Origin of the sequence: Amycolatopsis sp. NPDC026612 (assembly GCF_040638285.1) — a bacterium.
Classification (GTDB): Bacteria; Actinomycetota; Actinomycetes; order Mycobacteriales; family Pseudonocardiaceae; genus Amycolatopsis.
This window is the reverse complement of the sequence record NZ_JBEZYB010000022.1, coordinates 86924-106692: the sequence shown is the minus strand read 5'-3', so window position 1 is coordinate 106692 and position 19769 is coordinate 86924. Positions and strand designations below refer to the sequence as shown.

The 19769-nt window shown below is 70.3% G+C and carries 14 protein-coding genes; 11 read left to right on the top strand and 3 right to left on the bottom strand.

Features of this window, described 5'->3' with window-relative positions; translation table 11 throughout:
• Window positions 1-154 precede the first annotated feature (154 nt).
• The 3 genes from AB0F15_RS21710 to AB0F15_RS21700 all read left to right on the top strand — a co-directional run bounded on the left by AB0F15_RS21710 (window position 155) and on the right by AB0F15_RS21700 (window position 4043).
• On the top strand, window positions 155-1117 hold the full coding sequence (locus tag AB0F15_RS21710; protein ID WP_360272965.1) for an arabinan endo-1,5-alpha-L-arabinosidase: 963 nt from the start codon (window positions 155-157) through the stop codon (window positions 1115-1117).
• Window positions 1118-1190: 73 nt separating this feature from the next.
• Entirely contained in the window at window positions 1191-2696 is a 1506-nt protein-coding gene (locus tag AB0F15_RS21705) for a family 43 glycosylhydrolase (protein WP_360272963.1), read from the top strand.
• 111 nt (window positions 2697-2807) lie between these two features.
• Entirely contained in the window at window positions 2808-4043 is a 1236-nt protein-coding gene (locus AB0F15_RS21700) for an AGE family epimerase/isomerase (RefSeq protein ID WP_360272961.1), read from the top strand.
• A 5-nt stretch (window positions 4044-4048) separates the two neighbouring features.
• Here AB0F15_RS21700 and AB0F15_RS21695 read toward each other — a convergent pair whose 3' ends face one another.
• A complete protein-coding gene (locus tag AB0F15_RS21695) occupies window positions 4049-5326 on the bottom strand; it encodes an ROK family transcriptional regulator (protein WP_360272958.1) in 1278 nt (425 codons plus the stop codon).
• Between the two features lie 195 nt (window positions 5327-5521).
• Between AB0F15_RS21695 and AB0F15_RS21690 the strand changes: the two genes are divergently transcribed.
• The 8 genes from AB0F15_RS21690 to AB0F15_RS21655 all read left to right on the top strand — a co-directional run bounded on the left by AB0F15_RS21690 (window position 5522) and on the right by AB0F15_RS21655 (window position 17256).
• Window positions 5522-7204, top strand: a complete 1683-nt coding sequence (locus tag AB0F15_RS21690; protein WP_360272955.1) for an ABC transporter substrate-binding protein — start codon at window positions 5522-5524, stop codon at window positions 7202-7204.
• 10 nt (window positions 7205-7214) lie between these two features.
• On the top strand, window positions 7215-8204 hold the full coding sequence (locus AB0F15_RS21685; protein ID WP_360272952.1) for an ABC transporter permease: 990 nt from the start codon (window positions 7215-7217) through the stop codon (window positions 8202-8204).
• 14 nt (window positions 8205-8218) lie between these two features.
• Entirely contained in the window at window positions 8219-10033 is a 1815-nt protein-coding gene (locus AB0F15_RS21680; RefSeq protein ID WP_360272950.1) for a dipeptide/oligopeptide/nickel ABC transporter permease/ATP-binding protein, read from the top strand.
• Window positions 10030-10992, top strand: a complete 963-nt coding sequence (locus AB0F15_RS21675; RefSeq protein WP_360272947.1) for an oligopeptide/dipeptide ABC transporter ATP-binding protein — start codon at window positions 10030-10032, stop codon at window positions 10990-10992. The genes AB0F15_RS21680 and AB0F15_RS21675 overlap by 4 nt, the downstream gene beginning before the upstream one ends.
• Before the next feature lie 128 nt (window positions 10993-11120).
• Window positions 11121-13559: a glycoside hydrolase family 2 protein gene (locus tag AB0F15_RS21670; protein WP_360272944.1), complete on the top strand. Its 2439-nt coding sequence runs from the start codon at window positions 11121-11123 to the stop codon at window positions 13557-13559.
• Window positions 13560-14405: a substrate-binding domain-containing protein gene (locus AB0F15_RS21665; protein ID WP_360272942.1), complete on the top strand. Its 846-nt coding sequence runs from the start codon at window positions 13560-13562 to the stop codon at window positions 14403-14405. It begins immediately after the preceding gene.
• A gap of 263 nt (window positions 14406-14668) precedes the next feature.
• Entirely contained in the window at window positions 14669-16120 is a 1452-nt protein-coding gene (locus tag AB0F15_RS21660) for a glycosyl hydrolase (RefSeq protein WP_360272940.1), read from the top strand.
• 134 nt (window positions 16121-16254) lie between these two features.
• The gene (locus AB0F15_RS21655) at window positions 16255-17256 is read left to right on the top strand and encodes a LacI family DNA-binding transcriptional regulator (RefSeq protein WP_360272938.1); all 1002 of its coding nucleotides are present in this window, start codon (window positions 16255-16257) and stop codon (window positions 17254-17256) included.
• A gap of 45 nt (window positions 17257-17301) precedes the next feature.
• On the opposite strand, the gene AB0F15_RS21650 is transcribed toward AB0F15_RS21655, so the two are convergent.
• Together AB0F15_RS21650 and AB0F15_RS21645 are read right to left on the bottom strand one after the other, a co-directional pair.
• A complete protein-coding gene (locus AB0F15_RS21650; protein WP_360272936.1) occupies window positions 17302-18399 on the bottom strand; it encodes a ricin-type beta-trefoil lectin domain protein in 1098 nt (365 codons plus the stop codon).
• A gap of 101 nt (window positions 18400-18500) precedes the next feature.
• Complete coding sequence (locus tag AB0F15_RS21645) at window positions 18501-19664, bottom strand: ROK family transcriptional regulator (protein WP_360272934.1); 1164 nt, start codon at window positions 19662-19664, stop codon at window positions 18501-18503.
• Window positions 19665-19769: the final 105 nt, after the last annotated feature.

Sequence of the window (19769 nt, the reverse complement as noted above, 5' to 3'; positions counted from 1 at the left end):
CGAAACGGCGTTCGCGATTTCCGGGAAGCGCTTTCAAACGCGGGTCCGCAACGGTCTTGTCGACGTTGCAATGACTCGGCTACTCTCGGACGCGAGCGCTTTGCAGCCGTGAGTTCGTCAGCGTCACCATCATCGGATTGCCAACGGAGGCACCATGTCGGTCGCTCGATCACGGTTCGTCGCCATCATCCTGTTCGCGACGGCACTCCTCGTCACGCCGGCCGCCGCCGCGGCCGGGTACCCGAATCCCGGCCGCGTCACGGGGGACGTCGGCGTGCACGACCCCAGCGTCGTCAAACGCCCGGACGGCAGCTACCTGGTGGCGCACACCGGGGACAACATCGCGCTCAAGACGTCCGCCGACCGCACCGCGTTCCGCAACGCCGGTTCGGTGTTCCCGAACGGTGCGCCGTGGACGACCACCTACACCAAGGGCAGCCGCAGCCTGTGGGCGCCGGACATCTCCTACCACAACGGCCAGTACTACCTGTACTACGCGGCCTCCACGTTCGGCTCCAACCGCTCGGCAATCTTCCTGGCCACCAGTCCCTCCGGCGGCTCCGACACGTGGACCAACCGCGGCCTGGTCGTCGAATCCCGCACCAGCGACAACTTCAACGCCATCGACCCGAATCTGACGGTCGACGAGCAGGGCCGGTGGTGGCTGGACTTCGGCTCGTTCTGGTCGGGCATCAAGCTGATCCAGCTGAACCCCGCGACGGGGCTGCGCCAGGGCACCGGCATGACCGCCATCGCCGGACGCGGCGGCGGTGCGATCGAGGCGCCCTTCATCGTCAAGCACGGCCAGTACTACTACCAGTACGTGTCGTTCGACCTGTGCTGCCGCGGTGCGTCGAGCACGTACCGGGTGATGGTGGGCCGTTCCACGAGCGTCACCGGTCCCTACACCGACCGCGCCGGGGTGGCGATGACTTCGGGCGGTGGCACGGAGATCCTGGCCGGGCACGGCAGTGTCCACGGCCCGGGCCACGAAGCCGTGCTCGCCGACACCGACGGCGATCTGCTCTTCTACCACTACTACGCCGACAACGGCGCGTCGCTGCTGGGTGTCAACCGCTTGACCTACGACTCGGCCGGCTGGCCGCACGTCGCCTGAAGCACCTCCGGGCGCGTTCACCAGATTCGATGGGGGAAAGCGCTTCTCAAAGCTGCCCAAATGGAGACGGGAAATGCCAAAGAAAACGTTACGTCGAGCGATCTTCGCGGTTCTGCTTCCCCTTGCGGCGGCGCTGACGCCGGTCGCCGGCGCCGACGCGGCCGTGCCGCAAGCCGCCGCGGGAGCCACGATCCAGAACGACGTGTTCTGGAAGGACACCTCGGGGAACCCGGTCTACTCCCAGGGTGGCGGGGTGCTGAAGGTCGGCGGTACCTACTACTGGTACGGCGTCAGGTACGGCGGCGCGGTCAGCTACTACAGCAACCCGGCCGCCGGGAAGAACAGCAACACTTCGTTCAGTGCGATCACGATCTACTCGTCCACGGATCTGGCGAACTGGAAGTTGGAGGGCAACGCACTGACCGCCGCGGATCTCGGGGGAGCGGGCTGGGTCGGGCGGGTCGGCGTCGCGCGCAACGCCGCCACGGGCAAGTTCGTGCTGATTTCCCAGCTCGACGGCGGGCTGGTGTTCGCCACGAGCAGCACCCCGAACGGCCACTTCACCCGGGCGGGCACCCAGTCGAGCATCGGCGGTGTCTCCACCGGCATGTCGGGGGACCAGTCGGTCTTCACCGACGACGACGGCAAGGCGTACCTGGTCTACAGCAACAAGAGCGGCCGGTCGCACCTGTACGTCTCGCCGTTGCGCACCTCGGACTTCCTGCACGTCGAAACGGCCACGAACGTCTTCAACAGTTCTTCGGGCGGTCGTGAAGGCAACATCATGTTCAAGCAGAACGGGACCTACTACTTCTGTTCGTCCGATCTGCACGGCTGGAACGCGTCCCACACGTACTGCATCACCGCGAAGAACATCATGGGCCCGTACTCCGCGGAGTTCGTGCTGCAGGGGACCGACGCCGACTTCTCGCACGTCACCCAGACCGGCCTGGCGTTCACGGTGACCGGTTCCGCGGGCTCGTTCGTCATGTTCGGCGGCGACCGCTGGAGCGACTTCGCCGGCAACGGGATCGGCTACAACGACTGGGTGCCGGTCACGTTCAGCGGGACGACGCCGGTGTTCCGTTCACTGAGCCAGTGGACGGTCGACGCCGCCGCGGGGACGTGGTCGGTGGGCGGCGGCAACAACTACGTGCTGAACCCGGGGGCCGAGGCCGACCGGGTCGCGCAGAGCGCGCTCGCCGGCTGGACCACCACCGGCGGCACCGTCAACAGCAACTCCCTCGGCGGCCACACCGGGCGCTGGGCGATCACGCAGAGTTCGTCGTCCGCCTACACCGCGAGCAGGTACCAGAACATCTTGCTGCCGAACGGCACGTACACGCTGTCGGCCTGGGTGAAGAGCAGCGGCGGCCAGAAGAAGGCGACCGTCTTCGCCAAGAACTTCGGCGGGAGCGAGGTGAATTCCTCGATCAACCGGTCGATCGGCAGCTGGACGAAGGTCACCGTCTCCGGCATCACGGTGACGAACGGGTCGATCCAGGTGGGCGTGTTCTCCGACGCGAACGCGGGGAACTGGGTGAACGTCGACGACTTCAGCCTGACACAGGGCGGCTGATTCTCCAGGCGGAAGACTGAGGCGAGCTCGGCGACGGTTCGGCTTCTTGCTTTGATAGATGAATGAAGTAAGATGAGCCGAACCGTCGATCCTGCCGAACGAGGAGGTCAGGTGCCCGCAAGCCGTCTGCCCACCGCCGAGGTGGTGCCGGCCTGGTTGGCCGCCGAGCCGGATCGGCTGCTGGCGTTCGCCCGCGCTTCCCGGCACCCCGAAGGCGGCTTCGCCTGGCTGGACGAGCAAGGCCGGCCGGTCCCCGAGCGACCGGTCGAAACCTGGATCACGTGCCGCATGACGCACGTCTTCGCCCTCGCCGTCGCCGAAGGGCGAACCGGGCACACCGAGCTCGCGGAGCACGGTATCGCCGCGCTGAACGGCCTGTTGCACGACGGCGAGCACGGTGGCTGGTTCGCGTCGGCCACCGCGACCGGCCCGGCCGGCACCGAGAAACGCGCTTACGAGCACGCCTTCGTCATCCTCGCCGCAGCGAGCGCGGCTTCCGCCGGGATCGACGGCGCCCGCGGCCTGCTCGACGAAGCACTGACCGTGTTCGACCAGCGCTTCTGGGAGCCGGAGGCGGGGCTGGCGGCCGACGTCTGGGACCGGGCGTGGACGCGGCTCGAGCCCTACCGCGGGGCCAACGCCAACATGCACGCCGTGGAAGCCCTGCTCGCGGCCGCGGAGGTCACCGGCGACCCGCGGTTGCTCGACCGCGCCATCCGCATCGTCGGCCGCCTCGTCGGCCAGGTCGCCCGCGGGCACGGCTGGCGGCTGCCCGAACACTTCACGGCGGAGTGGGCCGAGGTGCCCGGGTACAACCGCGATCACCCGGACCACCCGTTCCGGCCCTACGGCGTCACCATCGGGCACCTCTTCGAATGGGCCCGGCTGGCGGTGCACGTGCGGACCGCGCTGGGTACCGGCGCACCGGACTGGCTGCTCGAGAGTGCCCGTGCCCTGTTCGGCACCGCGGTCCGGGACGGCTGGTCGGCCGATGGCGCGGACGGCTTCGTCTACACCACGGACTTCGCGGGGACGCCGGTGGTGCGCAGCCGCCTGCACTGGGTCGCGGCCGAGGCGATGGCCGCGGCGTGGGTGCTGCACCAGGCGACCGGGGACGCGCAGTACCTGTCCTGGTTCCGGCGGTGGTGCGACTACGCGGACAAGTACCTCGTGGACCGGGAAAACGGGTCGTGGCACCACGAACTCGACCACGGCAACGCCCCGGCGGCCACCGTGTGGGCGGGCAAACCCGACGTCTACCACGCCTACCAGGCCGCGCTGATCACCCTGCTGCCCGCGTGCGCGTCGTTCGCCGGTGGCCTGGTCACCGGCCGTGGCCGCGCTTGAACGGGTCAGGAGGCAGGCAGCAGCGGGGGTTCGGACGGCTGGAGGTTCTCCGGCAGCCGCAGGCCGCTGTGCAGGGGCACGAGCTCGGACTGCAGCACCATCGCGGCGGCGCCGATCGCCGGCGCCGTCGCCGCCGCCCGGGACAGCCGCATTTCGACGGTGTGGTTGGCGCGGGCGAAGAACGTCCTGTCCAGTTCCCGTTCGACTGCCGGCAGGTAGCTCGGCCCGGCGATGGCGAAGCTGGATCCGGTGAGGACCACGGCTTCGAGGTCCATGATGTTCGCGAGGTTCCGCACGGCGACGGCGACGTAGCGGGCCGAGCGTTCGAGCAGGGCGACCGCGCCCTCGTCGCCGCGGCGCGCGGCCCGGCTGACCGCGGCGAAGTCCGGGATCACCGAGTGATCCTGGGTGGGGTCGCGCCGGGACAGCCCGGCGGCGCGGGCGAGCCGCCGGTCGGCGCGCGCCGAGGCCACGACCGCGGCCGGCCCGGCGAGGACTTCGAGGCACCCGCGCGCTCCGCACCAGCACTCGGGACCGTCCAGGTCGAGGCAGATGTGGCCCACTTCGCCGGTGTTGCCGCTCCCGCCCCGGTAGCTGAGCCCGTTGACGATCAGCCCGGCACCGATACCGCTGCCCATGTACAGCGCGGCGAAGGTGGCCGGCATGCCGACGCCGCCGGACCAGTGTTCGCCGAGCGCCGCGGCGGTCGCGTCGTTGTCGAGCACGACCGGCAGCCCGACGGCCCGGCGCAGCTCGCCGCCGAGCGGGAAGTCCGCCCACCGCCGCATGGCCGGTGGGGTGATCGCCATTCCGTCGTTGGCGCTGAGCGGACCGGGGAAGACCAGTCCGAACCCCAGCAGGCGCTCGCGGTCGACGGCGGCGCTCGCGACGAGCGCCCAGGCCTCCTCGGTCATCCGCTTCACCACCGCTTCCGGAGCGGCGTTCCCCGCGCCGGGCCGGGAGATGCGCGCGACCACGGCTCCCGCCAGGTCGGTGACCACGTACGTGATACTGGCGTGGTCGAGGTGAATGCCCACGGCGTACCGGGCGGACGGGTTCAGCTGCAACAGGACCCGGCGCTTGCCGCCGGTGGAGGCGGCGCGGCCGGTCTCGCGGACCAGGTCGTCGTCGATGAGGCCGCGGACGACGGTGGAGATCGTGGCACCGGTCAGGCCGGTGGCGTCGATCAGGCTGACCCGGCTGATGGTGCCGGCGGCCCGGATGACGTCGAGGACCGCGGCCCGGCTGCTGGTGTGCGGGGTCGTCCTGGCGGGCACACTCATCCGACCTCCCGGCCACTTACTTAGTTCGCTGCGCGAAGGGTAGCAAAGGGCTGCCGTCCAGGTGGTCCAGGCGAGGCTGGAGCGGCGAGCTGATGCCTTCGAAAGTCTTGACTTAATTTCTTCGATGACTTAACAATGCCTCCAGTCTTGTGTCGTGCTCGGCGGAGGTCAACGCAGCCCAGCCAGGAGGACTTGATGTCGGTTCACTCAACGCGTCGCCGGGTGTGCGGCGCCCTGCTCGCCACGGTCACGGCCACGACGCTCGTCACGGGGTGCGGGTCGTCGGGCGGCGGATCCGCCGCGGACAGCACGCTGGTCTCCTACACCGGTCAGTCGGGCGACTACCAGATCAACTTCAACCCGTTCTCCTCCAGCACGATGGAGGGCCCGGGGACGATCTTCGAACCGCTGTTCTTCTACAACATCACCCAGGACGCGAAGCCCGTCCCGCTGCTGGGCACCGACTTCGCCTGGAACGCCGACGGCACCGAGCTGCTGGTCACCCTGCGGCCGAACGTCAAGTTCTCCGACGGCACGCCGTTCACCGCCAAGGACGTCGCGTTCACGCTCGACATGGTCGCGAAGAACAAGACCATCAACACCACCGGCTACGACGGCAAGGCCGTCGCCACCGACGACACCCACGTCAAGATCACCTTCGCGAAGCCGGCGTTCATGCAGGGCCCGCAGGTGCTCGGCAAGACCTTCATCGTTCCCCAGCACCTGTGGTCGAAGATCCCGGACCCGGCCAACGACGTGATCGCGCAGCCGGTCGGCACCGGCCCGTTCGTGCTCGAGGAGTTCAAGCCGCAGGCGTTCACGTTCAAGGCCAACCCCGGCTACTGGGGCGGCGAGCCCGCGGTGAAGCGGATCCGCTACCTCGCCCTGGCCGGCAACCAGTCCGGCGCGGACGCGCTTAAGAGCAAGCAGATCGACTGGCAGACCGGGCCGGTCCCAGACATCAAGGACGTCGCGAAGAACTACCCGGGCTACCAGGCCATCACCGTCCCGATGAACCAGATGAACCTCACGGCCTGTTCGAACGCCGCCCTCGGCTGCGCCGGTCCGCAGACCGACCCGGCCGTCCGGAAGGCGATCTACTACGCGATCAACCGCACCCAGCTCAACTCGCTGGCCTTCGAGGACACCGCCTCGGACATCTCGCCCGGGTTCACGCTGCTGGGCCGCGACGCCAAGTACGTGTCGCCGAAGCTGCAGGAGAAGCTCGCCCCGAAGTCGCCCGACCTGGCCCGCTCGGCCGGGCTCCTGCAGGGCGCGGGCTACGTGAAGGGCCCGGACGGCCTCTTCGCCAAGGACGGCAAGCCGCTGGAGCTGACGGTCCAGGTGCCCTCGGGCTGGACCGACTACATCACCGCCATCAACACCATGGCCCAGCAGCTGCTGCCCGCCGGGATCAAGCTGCTCGCCCAGCAGGTGTCCTACAACGAATGGGCCGACGCGCGCGTCCGCGGCCGCTTCCAGCTGCTGATCGACGCGATGAACCAGGGCCCGTCGGCGGACCCGTTCTACGACTACAACTACTACTTCTCGACCGAGACCACCGCCAAGGTCGGCGAGTCGGCCTACCCGAACTACAGCCGCTACTCCAACGCGGAAGTCGACGCGGCGCTCAACGCCGTCAAGGGCATCGACTCGACCGACGCGGCGAAGCGGCAGCCCTACTTCGACGTCGTCCAGACCCGGGTCGAGCAGGACATGCCCTACATCCCGATCCTGACCGGCGGCACGACCAGCGAGTACCACTCGGACAAGTTCACCGGCTGGCCGAGCAAGGACAACCTGTACGCCTTCCCGGCCGTGTGGAACCGGCCGGACCAGGCTCAGATCTACAAGACGCTCAAGCCCGCGGGTCAGTGACCGGCGAGCCATGAACTACTACGTCCGGAAACTGGCGTTCTACGTGGTGGCCCTGTGGGCGGCGCTGACGCTCAACTTCCTGATCCCGCGCCTGCTGCCCGGCAACCCGGTGGACGTCCTGCTCGCGAAGCTGGCCCAGCGCGGCGCGACGCCCGATCCGTCGGTGCGCCGCGCCTACGAGCTGCTGCTCGGCACCCACAGCGACGAGTCGCTGTGGGCCCAGTACGTCAGCTACCTGGGCCGGCTGGCGCACGGCGACCTCGGCGTGTCGGTCAGCGTCTTCCCCGCCAAGGTCTCCGACGTGATCGCCCAGGCGCTGCCCTGGACGGTCGTCCTGGTCGGCATCGCGACGCTGCTGTCGTTCGTGCTCGGCGTCGGGCTCGGCATGTTCGTCGGCTGGAAGCGCGGGACGTGGCTGGACGCCCTCGTGCCGGGGACCACGGTACTGGCCGCGGTGCCGTACTTCTGGCTGGCGCTGCTGCTGGCGGCCCTGCTCGCCGGCGCCCTCGGCTGGTTCCCGCTCCTCGGCGGCTACGACGTGGCCCTCGATCCCGGGTGGAACGCCGACTTCCTCGGATCCGCCATTTACCACGGCACACTGCCCGCCCTCACCATCGTCGTCTCTTCGGTCGGCGGGTGGCTGCTCGGCATGCGCAACATGATGGTGTCCACCGGGTCGGAGGACTACGTGCTCACCGCGCAGGCCAAAGGACTGCGGGATGGGCGCGTGATGCTGCGCTACGCCGCCCGGAACGCGGTCCTGCCGTCCGTTGCCGGGTTCGCGATTTCGCTCGGCTTCGTCGTGTCCGGATCGATCGTCACCGAGCAGGTGTTCGCCTACCCCGGGATCGGCTCGAAGCTGCTGCAGGCGGTGCAGAACAACGACTACGCGCTGATGCAGGGCATCTTCCTGATCATCACCGTGGCCGTGCTCGGTGCCAACCTCGTGATCGACCTGCTGTACGGGCTGATCGACGCCCGCACCCGCGCCCGGGCCTGAGAAGGGACCGCCTCGTGACGAATCTCAGCCCCGAAACCACCACCGGCGCGCCGGTGCTGACGCCCGTCCGCCGGGGCCGCATCAGCGGGCTGCGCGCGGTGCTGCCGGCGTGGTCGCCCCGCCTGGGCGTCGGCCTCGGCCTGGTCGTCGTCATCGCGCTGTTCGGCGTCTTCGGCCCGTTGTTCGTCGGCGACCCCGACGCCATCCGGGACGCGGGCCTCGCCCCGCCGGGCCACGGCCACCTCCTCGGCCTCACCCAGACCGGGCAGGACGTCTTCGCGCAGCTGGCGTACGCCACCCGCGGCTCCCTCCAGATCGGCCTGATCGTCGGGGTGCTGGCGACGGTGCTCTCCGCGTTCTTCGGCGTCATCGGCGCCTACGCGGGCGGCGCCGTCGACGAAGTGTTTTCGCTGTTCTCCAACATCATGCTGGTCATCCCCGGGCTGCCGCTGGTGATCGTCATCGCCGGGTTCGTGCCGCCCGAGTCCCGCGGCGCGTGGACGGTCGCGCTCGTCCTGGCCATCACCGGGTGGGCGGCTTCGGCCCGGGTCCTGCGCGCCCAGACGCTGTCGCTGCGCAACCGCGACTACGTCGCCGCGGCGCGCGTCGCGGGGGAGAAGCGCTGGCGGATCGTGACCGTCGAGATCCTGCCCAACCTGCTGCCGCTGCTGGCGTCGCAGTTCGTGTTCGCGGTGATCGCGGCGATCCTGTCCGAGGCCGGGCTGTCGTTCCTCGGCCTCGGTGCGTCGAACTCTTCGACGCTGGGAACGATGCTCTACTTCGCGCAGAACGGGTTCGCCCTCCAGCGGTCGGCCTGGTGGTGGTTCGTCCCGCCCGGGCTGGTCATCGCGCTGTTCGGCTGCGGGCTCTCGCTGATCAACTTCAGCATCGACGAGATCATCAACCCGAAGCTGCGGGTGGCGGGCCGGCGGCGCCGGGCCGAACGGCCGGAACCCCGTGCGGTGGCCGAGGCCGGGGACGACGTCGTGCTGAGCGTCGACCACCTCGACGTCGTCTACCGCACCGCGACCCCGGTCCACGCGGTCAAGGACGTGTCCCTCACGCTCCGGCGCGGCGAGATCCTCGGCCTGGCGGGGGAGTCGGGCTGCGGGAAGACGACCCTGGCCTACGCGATCAACCGGCTGCACCGCCCACCCGCGGAGGTCACCGCGGGCACGGTCGTCCTGCACGACCGCGACGGCTCGGACATCGACGTGCTGGCCCTGGAACGCGAGCAGTTGCGCGCGTTCCGCTGGGACCGCCTCTCGATGGTCTTCCAGGGCGCGATGAACGCGCTGAACCCGGTGACCACCGTGCGTTCGCAGCTGGCCGACGTCCTGACCACCCACCGCCCGGACATGCCGAAGGCGCAGCGGAAAGCCAAGTGCGAGGAGGTCCTGCGGCTGGTCGGCGTCGACCCCGGCCGGCTGGGCGCGTACCCGCACGAACTGTCGGGCGGGATGCGGCAGCGCGTGATGATCGCGATGGCGCTGCTGCTCGACCCGCAGGTGATGATCATGGACGAGCCCACGACCGCGCTCGACGTCGTGGTGCAGCGCGGCATCCTGAAGGAGATCCTGCGGCTGCGGGACGAGTTCGGGTTCGCCGTCATCCTCATCACCCACGACCTGCCGCTGCTGCTGGAGATCGCCGACCGGATCGCGGTGATGAAGGACGGCGAGATCGTCGAATACGCCGCGGCCGGGCAGCTGTACCACTCGCCGTCGCACCCCTACACCCGGACGCTGCTCGGGTCGTTCCCGAGCCTGACCGGGGAGCGCGGGGCGTTCCTGCGCGACCAGGCCCTCGCCGACGGAGGTGTCCGATGACCGAGCTGGTGGTCCGTGATCTGGTCAAGGACTTCCGGGTCCGCGACGGTGTGCGCCGGTCCCGGCTGCGCGCGGTCGACGACGTGTCGTTCGTGCTGACGCCCGGCCGGACCACGGCGCTGGTGGGCGAGTCCGGGTCGGGGAAGTCGACGATCGCCCGGATGGTCGCGCGGCTCGACACGCCGACGTCCGGCCGGATCGTGCTCAGCGCCGACGACGGCGCCGAGGTGCCCGGCCGGACCTACCGCGACCACGTGCAGATGGTCTTCCAGGACCCGTTCGCGTCGCTGAACCCCTTCCACACCGTCGAGCACCACCTGGCACGGCCGTTGCTGCTGCACGGGCGCGCGAAGGGCCGTGAGGACACCTGGCGGCAGGTCCTGCGCCTGCTGGAGCGGGTCAACCTGACGCCGGCGGACGAAATCGCGAGGCGGCGGCCGCACGAACTGTCCGGCGGGCAGCGCCAGCGCGTGGCGATCGCCAGGGCCCTCGCGCCGGGGGCGAAGGTCGTGATCGCGGACGAGCCGGTGTCGATGCTCGACGTCTCCATCCGCCTCGGGGTGCTCAACCTGCTGGCGCGGCTGCAGCGCGAGGACGACCTGGCCGTGCTGTACATCACGCACGACCTGGCCACGGCCCGGCACTTCGCCGACGACATCGCGGTGCTCTACCGCGGCCGGATCGTCGAACGCGGCCCGGCCTCGGAGGTGATCCTGCGGCCGAAGCACCCGTACACGCAGCTGCTGGCGGCGGCCGCGCCCGATCCGGACAAGCGGGGGACGGTGGTGGCCGAGCAGCCCGATCCGGTCGGCGGCGGACTCGGTCACGGCGTGCACAGCGGCTGCACGTTCCGCGACCGCTGCCGCTGGGCGATGGACATCTGTGCCACCACGCCGGTGGAGGAGAAGGTCGGCGCCGGGCACTTCGCGCGCTGCTGGTTCTACGGGGCGGAGGAGTGACCCCACAGGGGTTGTCTGGACCATAAAGCCGTTGACTTAGTTAAGTCACTTGAGTAACAATCCAGCGTGCGACTCGACGACCGAGCCGCGACGACGTCGCCACCCCTGCCGCGTTAGGAGCGCCGGAGATGAACCGCCAGGAACTGCACGACGGCTGGCGGATCGAGGCCGTCAGCGGTCCGGTTCCGGACCCGGTCCGGGCGCGCGCGCTGCCCGCCACCGTGCCGGGCTCCGCCCACCTGGACCTGCTGGCCGCCGGCCTGATCGATGATCCGTACCGCGACACCGCCGAGGCCGGCGTGGCGTGGATGCACCGGGCCGGCTGGCGCTACACGCTCGAGTTCGAGTCATCGGCGCCGGCTCCGGCCGAACGCACCGATCTCGTCTTCGACGGCCTCGACACCGTGGCGACCGTGACCCTCAACGGCCGGCCGCTCGGGCGGGCCGCCAACATGCACCGCACGTACCGCTTCGACGTCCGCGAGGCACTGCGGGACGGCACGAACACCCTGATCGTCGAGATCGCGAGCGCGCTGACCCACGCCGAGGCGGTCGAGGCGGACCTGGGCTGGCGCGACCACGCCTACGCCAGCCCGTTCAACATGATCCGCAAGATGGCCTGTTCGTTCGGCTGGGACTGGGGGCCGGACCTGCAGACGGCGGGCATCTGGAAGCCGGTCCGGCTCGAGCGGTGGACCACCGCCCGGCTCGCGACCGTGCGGCCGCTGGTGACGGTCGACGGGGACGGCACCGGCCGCGTCACGGTCCACGCGGACGTCGAGCACGCCACCGCCGGCGAGCGGCTCGAGCTGGTCGTGTCGATCCCGGCCGCGAACCGGACCGCGCGCGCCGTCGTCGAACCGGGTGCCCCCGCGGGGAAGGTGACGCTCACGGTGCCGGACGTCCGGCTGTGGTGGCCCGCGGGGTACGGCGACCACCCGCTGTACGACCTCGAAGCCGACCTCGTCGAGGCGGGGACCGCGATCGACTCCTACCGGCGCCGCATCGGGTTCCGGACCATCACCGTCGACACCGCACCGGACGAGATCGGCACCCCGTTCACCTTCGTGGTCAACGGCACGCCGGTGTTCGCCAAGGGCGCCAACTGGATCCCCGACGACCACTTCCTCACCCGGATCACCCGCGACCGGCTCGCCCGCCGGGTCGACCAGGCCCTCGGGGCGAACCTCAACCTGCTGCGCGTCTGGGGCGGCGGGATCTACGAGACCGAAGACTTCTACGACGTCTGTGACGAACGCGGCGTCCTGGTGTGGCAGGACTTCCCCTTCGCCTGCGCCTCGTACCCCGAAGAAGAGCCACTGTGGACGGAGGTCGAGGCGGAGGCGCGGGAGAACGTCGCCCGGCTGACGCCGCACGCCTCCCTCGCCCTGTGGAACGGCAACAACGAGAACCTCTGGGGGTTCGCCGACTGGGGCTGGCCCGACCAGCTCGACGGCCGCACGTGGGGCCTGAAGTACTACACCGAGCTGCTGCCCGCCATCGTCGCCGAGCTCGACCCGACCCGCCACTACGCACCCGGGAGCCCGTACAGCCCGGGCGAAGTCCACCCCAACGACCCCGACCACGGCACCCGGCACGAGTGGGAGGTGTGGAACCGGATCGACTACACCCACTACCGCGACCACATCCCGCGGTTCTGCTCGGAGTTCGGCTTCCAGGGCCCGCCCACGTGGGCGACCCTGACCCGGTGGATCCACGACGACCCGCTCACGCCGACCTCGCCGGCGTTCCTGCGGCACCAGAAAGCCGAAGACGGCAACGGCAAGCTCGACCGCGGTCTCGCGGCCCACCTGCCGCGCCCGGAGGCGTTCCCCGACTGGCACTGGGCGACCCAGCTCAACCAGGCCCGCGCGGTCGCCTTCGGGATCGAACACTTCCGGTCGTGGTGGCCGCGCACCGCCGGGGCGGTCGTCTGGCAGCTCAACGACTGCTGGCCGGTCACCTCCTGGGCCGCGATCGACTCCGACGAACGGCTCAAGCCGTTGTGGTACGCCCTCAAGCACGCGTTCGCCCCCCGGCTGCTGACGGTCCAGCCGCGCGACGGCGAAGACGTCGTCATCGCGGTCAACGACACGGCCACGCCCTGGTCGGGTGATCTCGAGCTGGAAACGCGGACGGTCGCCGGACAGGTCACCGGGCGTCGTACACTGCGGTTCACCGTGCCGGCCCGTTCGACAGCCGAGCTGGCACCGGCCGGGACCGAAGCGGAGGTGCTCGTGGCGACGACCGAGGAGACCCGGCTCGTGCACGTCTTCGGTGAAGACCTCGAGCACGACTACGAACCCGGGGCCCTGACCGTGGCGGCCGCGGCCGTGGCGGGCGGGTACCGCGTCGACGTCACCGCGTCCGCGCTGGCCCGCGACGTCGCGCTGCTGGCCGACCGCGTCGCGCCCGACGCCGTCGTCGACGACATGCTGGTCACCCTGCTGCCCGGCGAAACGCGGTCGTTCCTGGTGCGCTCCGCGGCCACAGTGGACCCGGCCGCGTTCGCCGACCCGCTGGTGCTGCGCTCGGCGAACGCGCTCGGCACTCCGGTGAGGTCCTAGGTGAGCCCCCACCCGTCCGGCGCGATCGGCCTGGTGCTGGCCCGCCCACCCCGGCTGCTCGGCACCGAGCCGTTCTTCATGGAGTTCATCGCGGGCATCGAACAGCAGCTCGCGGAGTGGGATCTGTCGCTGCTGCTGCACGTGGTGTCCACTCAGGACGCGGAGCTGGCGGCGTACCGGCGGTGGGCCGCGCAGCGGATGGTGGAGGCGACCGTCGTGGTCAACCTCGTCCACGACGACCCCCGGCCGGCTCTGCTGCGGTCACTCCACCTGCCGGCGGTCCTGGTCGGCGAACCGGAGGACGGCCACGGCTTCCCGGCCGTGCGCACCGACAACGCCGGGCCGGTCCGGGAAGCCCTGCAGGTCCTGCTCGACCTCGGGCACCGGCGCATCGCCCGGGTGACCGGGCCCGAGCAGCTGCTGCACACCCGGGCCCGCACCGAAGCGCTCGTCGCCGGCTGCCGTGCGGCGGGCATCGAGCCGCTCATCGCCGAGGGCGACTATTCGGAGGAGTCCGGGGCGAAACGCACCACCGAGCTGCTTTCCGGCGGTGCGCCACCGACCGCCGTCCTCTACGACAACGACGTGATGGCACTGGCGGGGCTCGCCGCCGCCAAGGAGCTCGGGGTCCGGGTTCCGGAGCAGCTCAGCATCATCGCCTGGGACGACTCGACCCTGTGCCGGCTGGCCACGCCGTCGCTGACCACGATGAGCATCGACGTGCACCAGTACGGCGTCTCGGTGGCCGAATCGGTGCTGGAGCTGGTCGACGGCGGCCCGGTCACCGAACGCTGGTCGCCGACCGCGAAGTGCGTGCTGCGCGCCAGCACCGCTCCGCTGGGCTGAACCCTTCCGGCGGTGTCCTGAACAAGGCATTCAGGACGCAGGCCGGCATTGCCTGCCGACAACTCCGAATTCCGTGCTGCGCGATTGTTCGCGTCGCGAGCTAAACGTCTTAAGTTTCCTGCGCGAACTTATTCCCGCGGGGTTTCCCGGTGCCGGGGTGGTTGTTAGAGTTTCCTACTGGAAGCGCTCTCAGACGCTGTCATCCCCTCATGCCGGGCCCGCTTCGAGGCGGGCCGGCCTTCATCGCGGTCAAAGGAGATGCGATGTCGTTCCCTCGAAGTTCGCCGCAGGCACGAAGCCGGCCCGGCCGCCGGGGGAGGAGAGCCGCCCGGGCACTGGCGGCGTCGGCTCTCGTCGTCCCCCTGCTCGTCACCGGCGGAACCGCCTCGGCGGCCCAGACCGGATCTCTCGTCAGCGCGGCTTCCGCCCGCTGCCTCGATGTGGCCGGCAACGTGCAGACCGCCGGCACCGGGATCCAGATCTGGGACTGCAACGGCCAGGCCAACCAGCAGTGGACCCTCACGGACGCGGGCGAACTGCGGGTGTTCGGCGGTGCGAGGTGCCTGGACGCCGTCGGCAGCCAGACCGCCGCCGGCACGAAGCTGCAGATCCAGACCTGCACCGGTGCGGCGAACCAGAAGTTCACCCTGCGTTCCGACGGCAGCATCTTCGGTGCCCAGTCGGGATTGTGCGCCGACGTGACGTCGGCGGCGACGGCGAACGGCACGGCGGTGGCGCTCTGGACCTGCCACGGCCAGTCCAACCAGCGGTGGAGTCTCAACGGCGGCGGATCGACCCCGCCCGGCGGCACCTGCGCGGCCAATCCCGTCAACCCGCGCGCGACGGCCCAGGCGAAGAAGCTGCTCTGCTACTTCTACAGCCAGTACGGCAACCACATCATCTCGGGACAGGAGGAGTCCACCTGGGTGGCCGGCTCCGAATACGAGATGAACTACATCCACGACCACACGGGCAAGTACCCGGCGATCCGCGGGATGGACATCGAACAGGACGGCGTCGGCAGCCGCGGTGTGTCCTGGTGGAACGCCGGTGGCATCCCGATGGTCGGCTACCACATGGGCGCGCCGACGAAGCCGGACACCTACGAAGGCAGCCAGATGGCCGTGTCGATCAACGCGGTGCTCACGCCGGGAACGGCCGAGTACGCCTCGTTCGTCCAGCGGCTGGACCACGCCGCGGCCCAGCTGCAGATCATGGAGAACGCCGCGGTTCCCGTGCTGTGGCGCCCGTTCCACGAAGCCGGGGGAACCTGGTTCTGGTGGAGCAAGGAGGGTGGCTCCCAGTACAAGCGGCTGTGGCAGTTCGAGTACAACTACCTGACGAACACCAAGGGGCTCGACAACCTGATCTGGCTGCTGCCGTACAACGGTCAGCCCGACTCGTCGTTCTACCCCGGAAAGTCCACCGTGGACATCGCAGGCTCGGACACCTACGCCGGTGACTACGGACCGCAGACCGGGCTGTTCAACGCCACCAGGAACATCGTCGGCAGCACGATTCCGATCGCCCTGCACGAGAACGGCCCGATTCCCGACCCGGACCAGCTCCAGTCGTCGAACACGCGGTGGGTCATGTTCAACACCTGGCACACCGACTGGCTGACCAACACCTCGCACAACTCGATCAGTCAGCTGCAAAAGACGTACACCAGCTCGTACGTCGTGACCAGGGACGAAGTACCCAGCCTGAAGTGAACCGATTCCCGCGAACCCGGCAGCCACCCCGGACGGATTCCGTCCGGGTTGGCTGCCGGCGAATTCGCCACGATTTGTGACTGCGTGGCCTACGATTCGAGCGGTTTTTCGGAGGTGCGATGAAGCATCCGACCATGAGGGAAATCGCCGCGCGCGCCGGCGTGTCCCAGGGGGCCGTCTCCTACGCGCTCAACGGCCGCCGCGGCGTCTCCGAGGCGACGCGCAACCGGGTCGTCGAGATCGCCCGGCAGCTCGGCTGGACGCCGGGCGGCGGCACCCACCGCCACGTCCGCCGGTCCGGGGCGCTGGGAATGGTGGTCAACCGGCCGGCGGCCGCGCTCACCGGCGGGCCGTTCTTCGGCGCGCTGATGTCCGGGATCCAGCGGGAGCTGGTGACGGGCTCGGCGTCACTGCTGATCCAGGCCGCCCCGGGTCACTCCGCCGAACTGGAGATCTACCGGCGCTGGCACGGCGAGCAGACCGTGGGCGGCGTCCTCCTGCTCGACCTCCGGATCGGTGACACGCGGCCGGACGAACTCGCCGCGATCGGCTTGCCCGCCGTCGCGCTCGGCGGTCCGCTGGGCCGGTCCGATGTGCCTTCGGTGTGGATGGACGACCGGCAGGCGATGCGGGGCGTGCTCGAATACCTGGCCGCCCTCGGGCACCGGTCCGTGGTCCGCGTCGCCGGTCCCGAATCGTTCTTGCAGACGCGGAGCCGGACCGAAGCGTTCGCCGCCGCGGCGGGCCGGCTGGGCCTGGCGGACGCGCGCACGGTCTACGCCGACTACACCGATGACGGCGGCGCGGACACGACTCGCCGCATCCTGAAGTCGAAGCGGCCCCCGACCGCGTTGGTGTTCGACAACGAAGTCATGGCCGTGGGAGGCCTGGCGGCCGCGCAGGGACTGGGTTTCGGGGTGCCGGCGGACCTGTCCGTCGTCGCGTGGGACGACTCGGCGCTCTGCCGGCTCGTCCGCCCGGCGTTGTCCGCGGTGCACCGGCCGATCGCCGAGCTCGGTGCGCTGGCGGCGGCCGTGCTCCGGAGGGTGATCGACGGCGGGACCGCAGCCGACACGGCCACCTCGGCTCCGGTGTTCGCGGTCCGGGGGAGCACCGGCCCGGTGCCCCGGCGGTGACCCCCAACACGCGGACCGGGACAGGCCCGGTCCGCGTGCGGTCCTTCAGCGCCGGAACCAGCGCTGGTTCGCTTGGCCGTTGCAGGTCCAGAGCGCCACCGCGGTTCCGTTGGCCGTCTGCTGACCGCCGGCGTCGAGGCAGAGGCCGGACTGCCGTCCGGTGATCGAGCCGTCGGCGTTGAGCGTCCACTGCTGGTTGGCCTGGCCGGTGCAGTCCCAGATGTCGACCGCGGTGCCCGGTGCCGTGCCTTGGTTCGCGACGTCGAGGCAGCGGCCGCTCCCGCCCCGGATTTCGCCGGCCGAGCCGAACGTCCACGCCTGGTTCGATTGGCCGTTGCAGTCCCAGAGCTGGAGCTTGGTCCCGTTGGCCGTGCCGGCGCCGACGACGTCGAGACACCGGCCGGACTGGACACCCACCACGGTGGAGCCGGCCGGCGTGCTGCCGCCGAGGGCCGCGGTCAGCGCCGGGTACCACCGGGCTTCCATCTTCTGGATCCCGGTCGTGCTGTTCGGGTGGACGCCGTCGACGGTGTCGGCGGCGGTGTTGAACCCGGTCCACTGGTCGACGACCGTGATGGGGGACGCGGCCGTCGAATGGGCCTGAGCCCAGCCGGGGATGGCGTTGTCGAGGGCGACGACGCGCTGGCCGCACGCGGAACAGTTCGCCGGGTTCATCGGCAGGATCTTCGCCACGATCACCTTCATCGCCGGGTTGCTCGCCCGCATCTGGCCGAGCAGGCGGGTGTAGGCGTCGAGGATCGTCGTGGTGCCGATGTTGCTCCAGACGTCGTTGGTGCCCAGGTGCATGAGCACGATGTCCGGCCGGGTCGCGCCGAGCCACCCGGGCAGCTGGTTGTTGTTCGCGATGCCGGTGGCCAGGTAGCCGCCGTGGCCTTCGTTTTCCCCGTCGTAGGAGAACCCGCAGCCGGGGGCCGGCAGCGTGCCGACGAAGTCGGTGTTCGTGTACCCGGTGGTCTGCAGGTGCCGCCAGAGCAGCGCGCGCCAGCAGCCGGGCGAGCCGGTGATCGAGTCGCCGAGCGCCATGATGCGCGTGGGGGTGGCGGCGGACGCGGTCGTGGGAACGGTGAGAACGGCGATCAGCGCGGTGAGCACGAGTGCGCAGTAGCCGAGGAATCTGTGCACGATACCTCCTGAGGGCGATCGGCCATCCACTGTGGACGGTCGACTTGGAAGCGCTCTCAGGCGACGAAGACGTTAGCGGGGCCGGATCGCGTTGTAAAGCCTCAGCGGGCGCTGGCGGTCCGGCCGGTGAGCGCGGCGCGGATGGCCAGTGCCGCCCCGGAACGCGCCCATTCGCCGAAGTCGAAGCTTTGCACGTCGAGGTCGAGCTGCGCCGGATCCGGTTCGTAGGACTTCCCGATGCCTTCCCGCACCCGGTCGGCCGCCACCTCGTAGAGCGGCAGCCCGTCACCGGTCAGCAGGACCTTCTGCGGGTCGACGAGGTTGGCGACCGTGCCGATGATGATGCCGAGGGCGAAACCCGCGTCGCCGAACACCCGGCGCGCCGCGGGGTCACCCGCCCGTGCCCGCGCGACGGCGTCGGCGTAATCCGCGGCACCGAGTGCCCGCACGATCGCTGCGTTCAGCAGGTAGCTGGCGGCGCAGCCGCGGTGCCCGAGGTCGCACACCGGCCCGGACTGGTCGACGACGAGGTGAGCGGCCCGTCCCACGGTGCCGTGCGCGCCCTCGACGAGTTCGCCGTTGAGCACCAGGCCGCAGCCGATGCCGACGCCGATCGTGACGAGGACCAGCGACCGCAGCCCGGCACCGGCGCCGAACCAGTGCTCGGCCGCGGTCAGTGCCTGGACGTCGTTGTCCACGGCGGTGGGCAGGCCGGTCGCCTCGGCGACGAGGCCGGCGAGCGGAACGCCGGACCAGTCCAGGTACGCGGACCCGTGCACCGACCCCGACCGCACCGTGCCGGCCAGTGTCACGCCCGCGGCGGTCAGGTCCGGGAACGCGGCCCCCAAGGCAGCGGCGACTTCGGTGATCTGGCCGACGACCTCGGTGACGTCCGCCGACCGCAGGGGCGTGGCCACCGACGCCACGACCTCGGCGGTGAGGTCGGTGACCACGGCGTAGAGGTGGTCACCGGTGAGTTTCACGCCGAAGAAGTGCCGGGCGGCGCCGTTGACGTGCAGCAGCTCCGAAGGGCGCCCGGTCGTCGAACGCAGCTCCGTCCCGCCTTCGACCAGGAGGCCGTCGTCGAAGAGCTGACGGGTGATCCTGCTGAGCGTCGGCCGCGACACCTGCAGCCGCGCGGCGATCTCGGCGCGCGGGATGGGGCCGTGGATGAGCACCTCGAGGAGCACCTGACGGGCGGCCTCGGGCAGCTGCGGCCAGGGCGCTGCCGCCCGTGCCCGGCCTTCGCGGGTTCCGGAACTCACCGGCCGAGCGTACCTCGCACAAGGGCGCAGTTATGTCGCTCTTGAAACAAAGTCGGGCCGGAACGAGCCGCCAACCAGCTCCTTGACACCCGTTAGTGTTGTGAT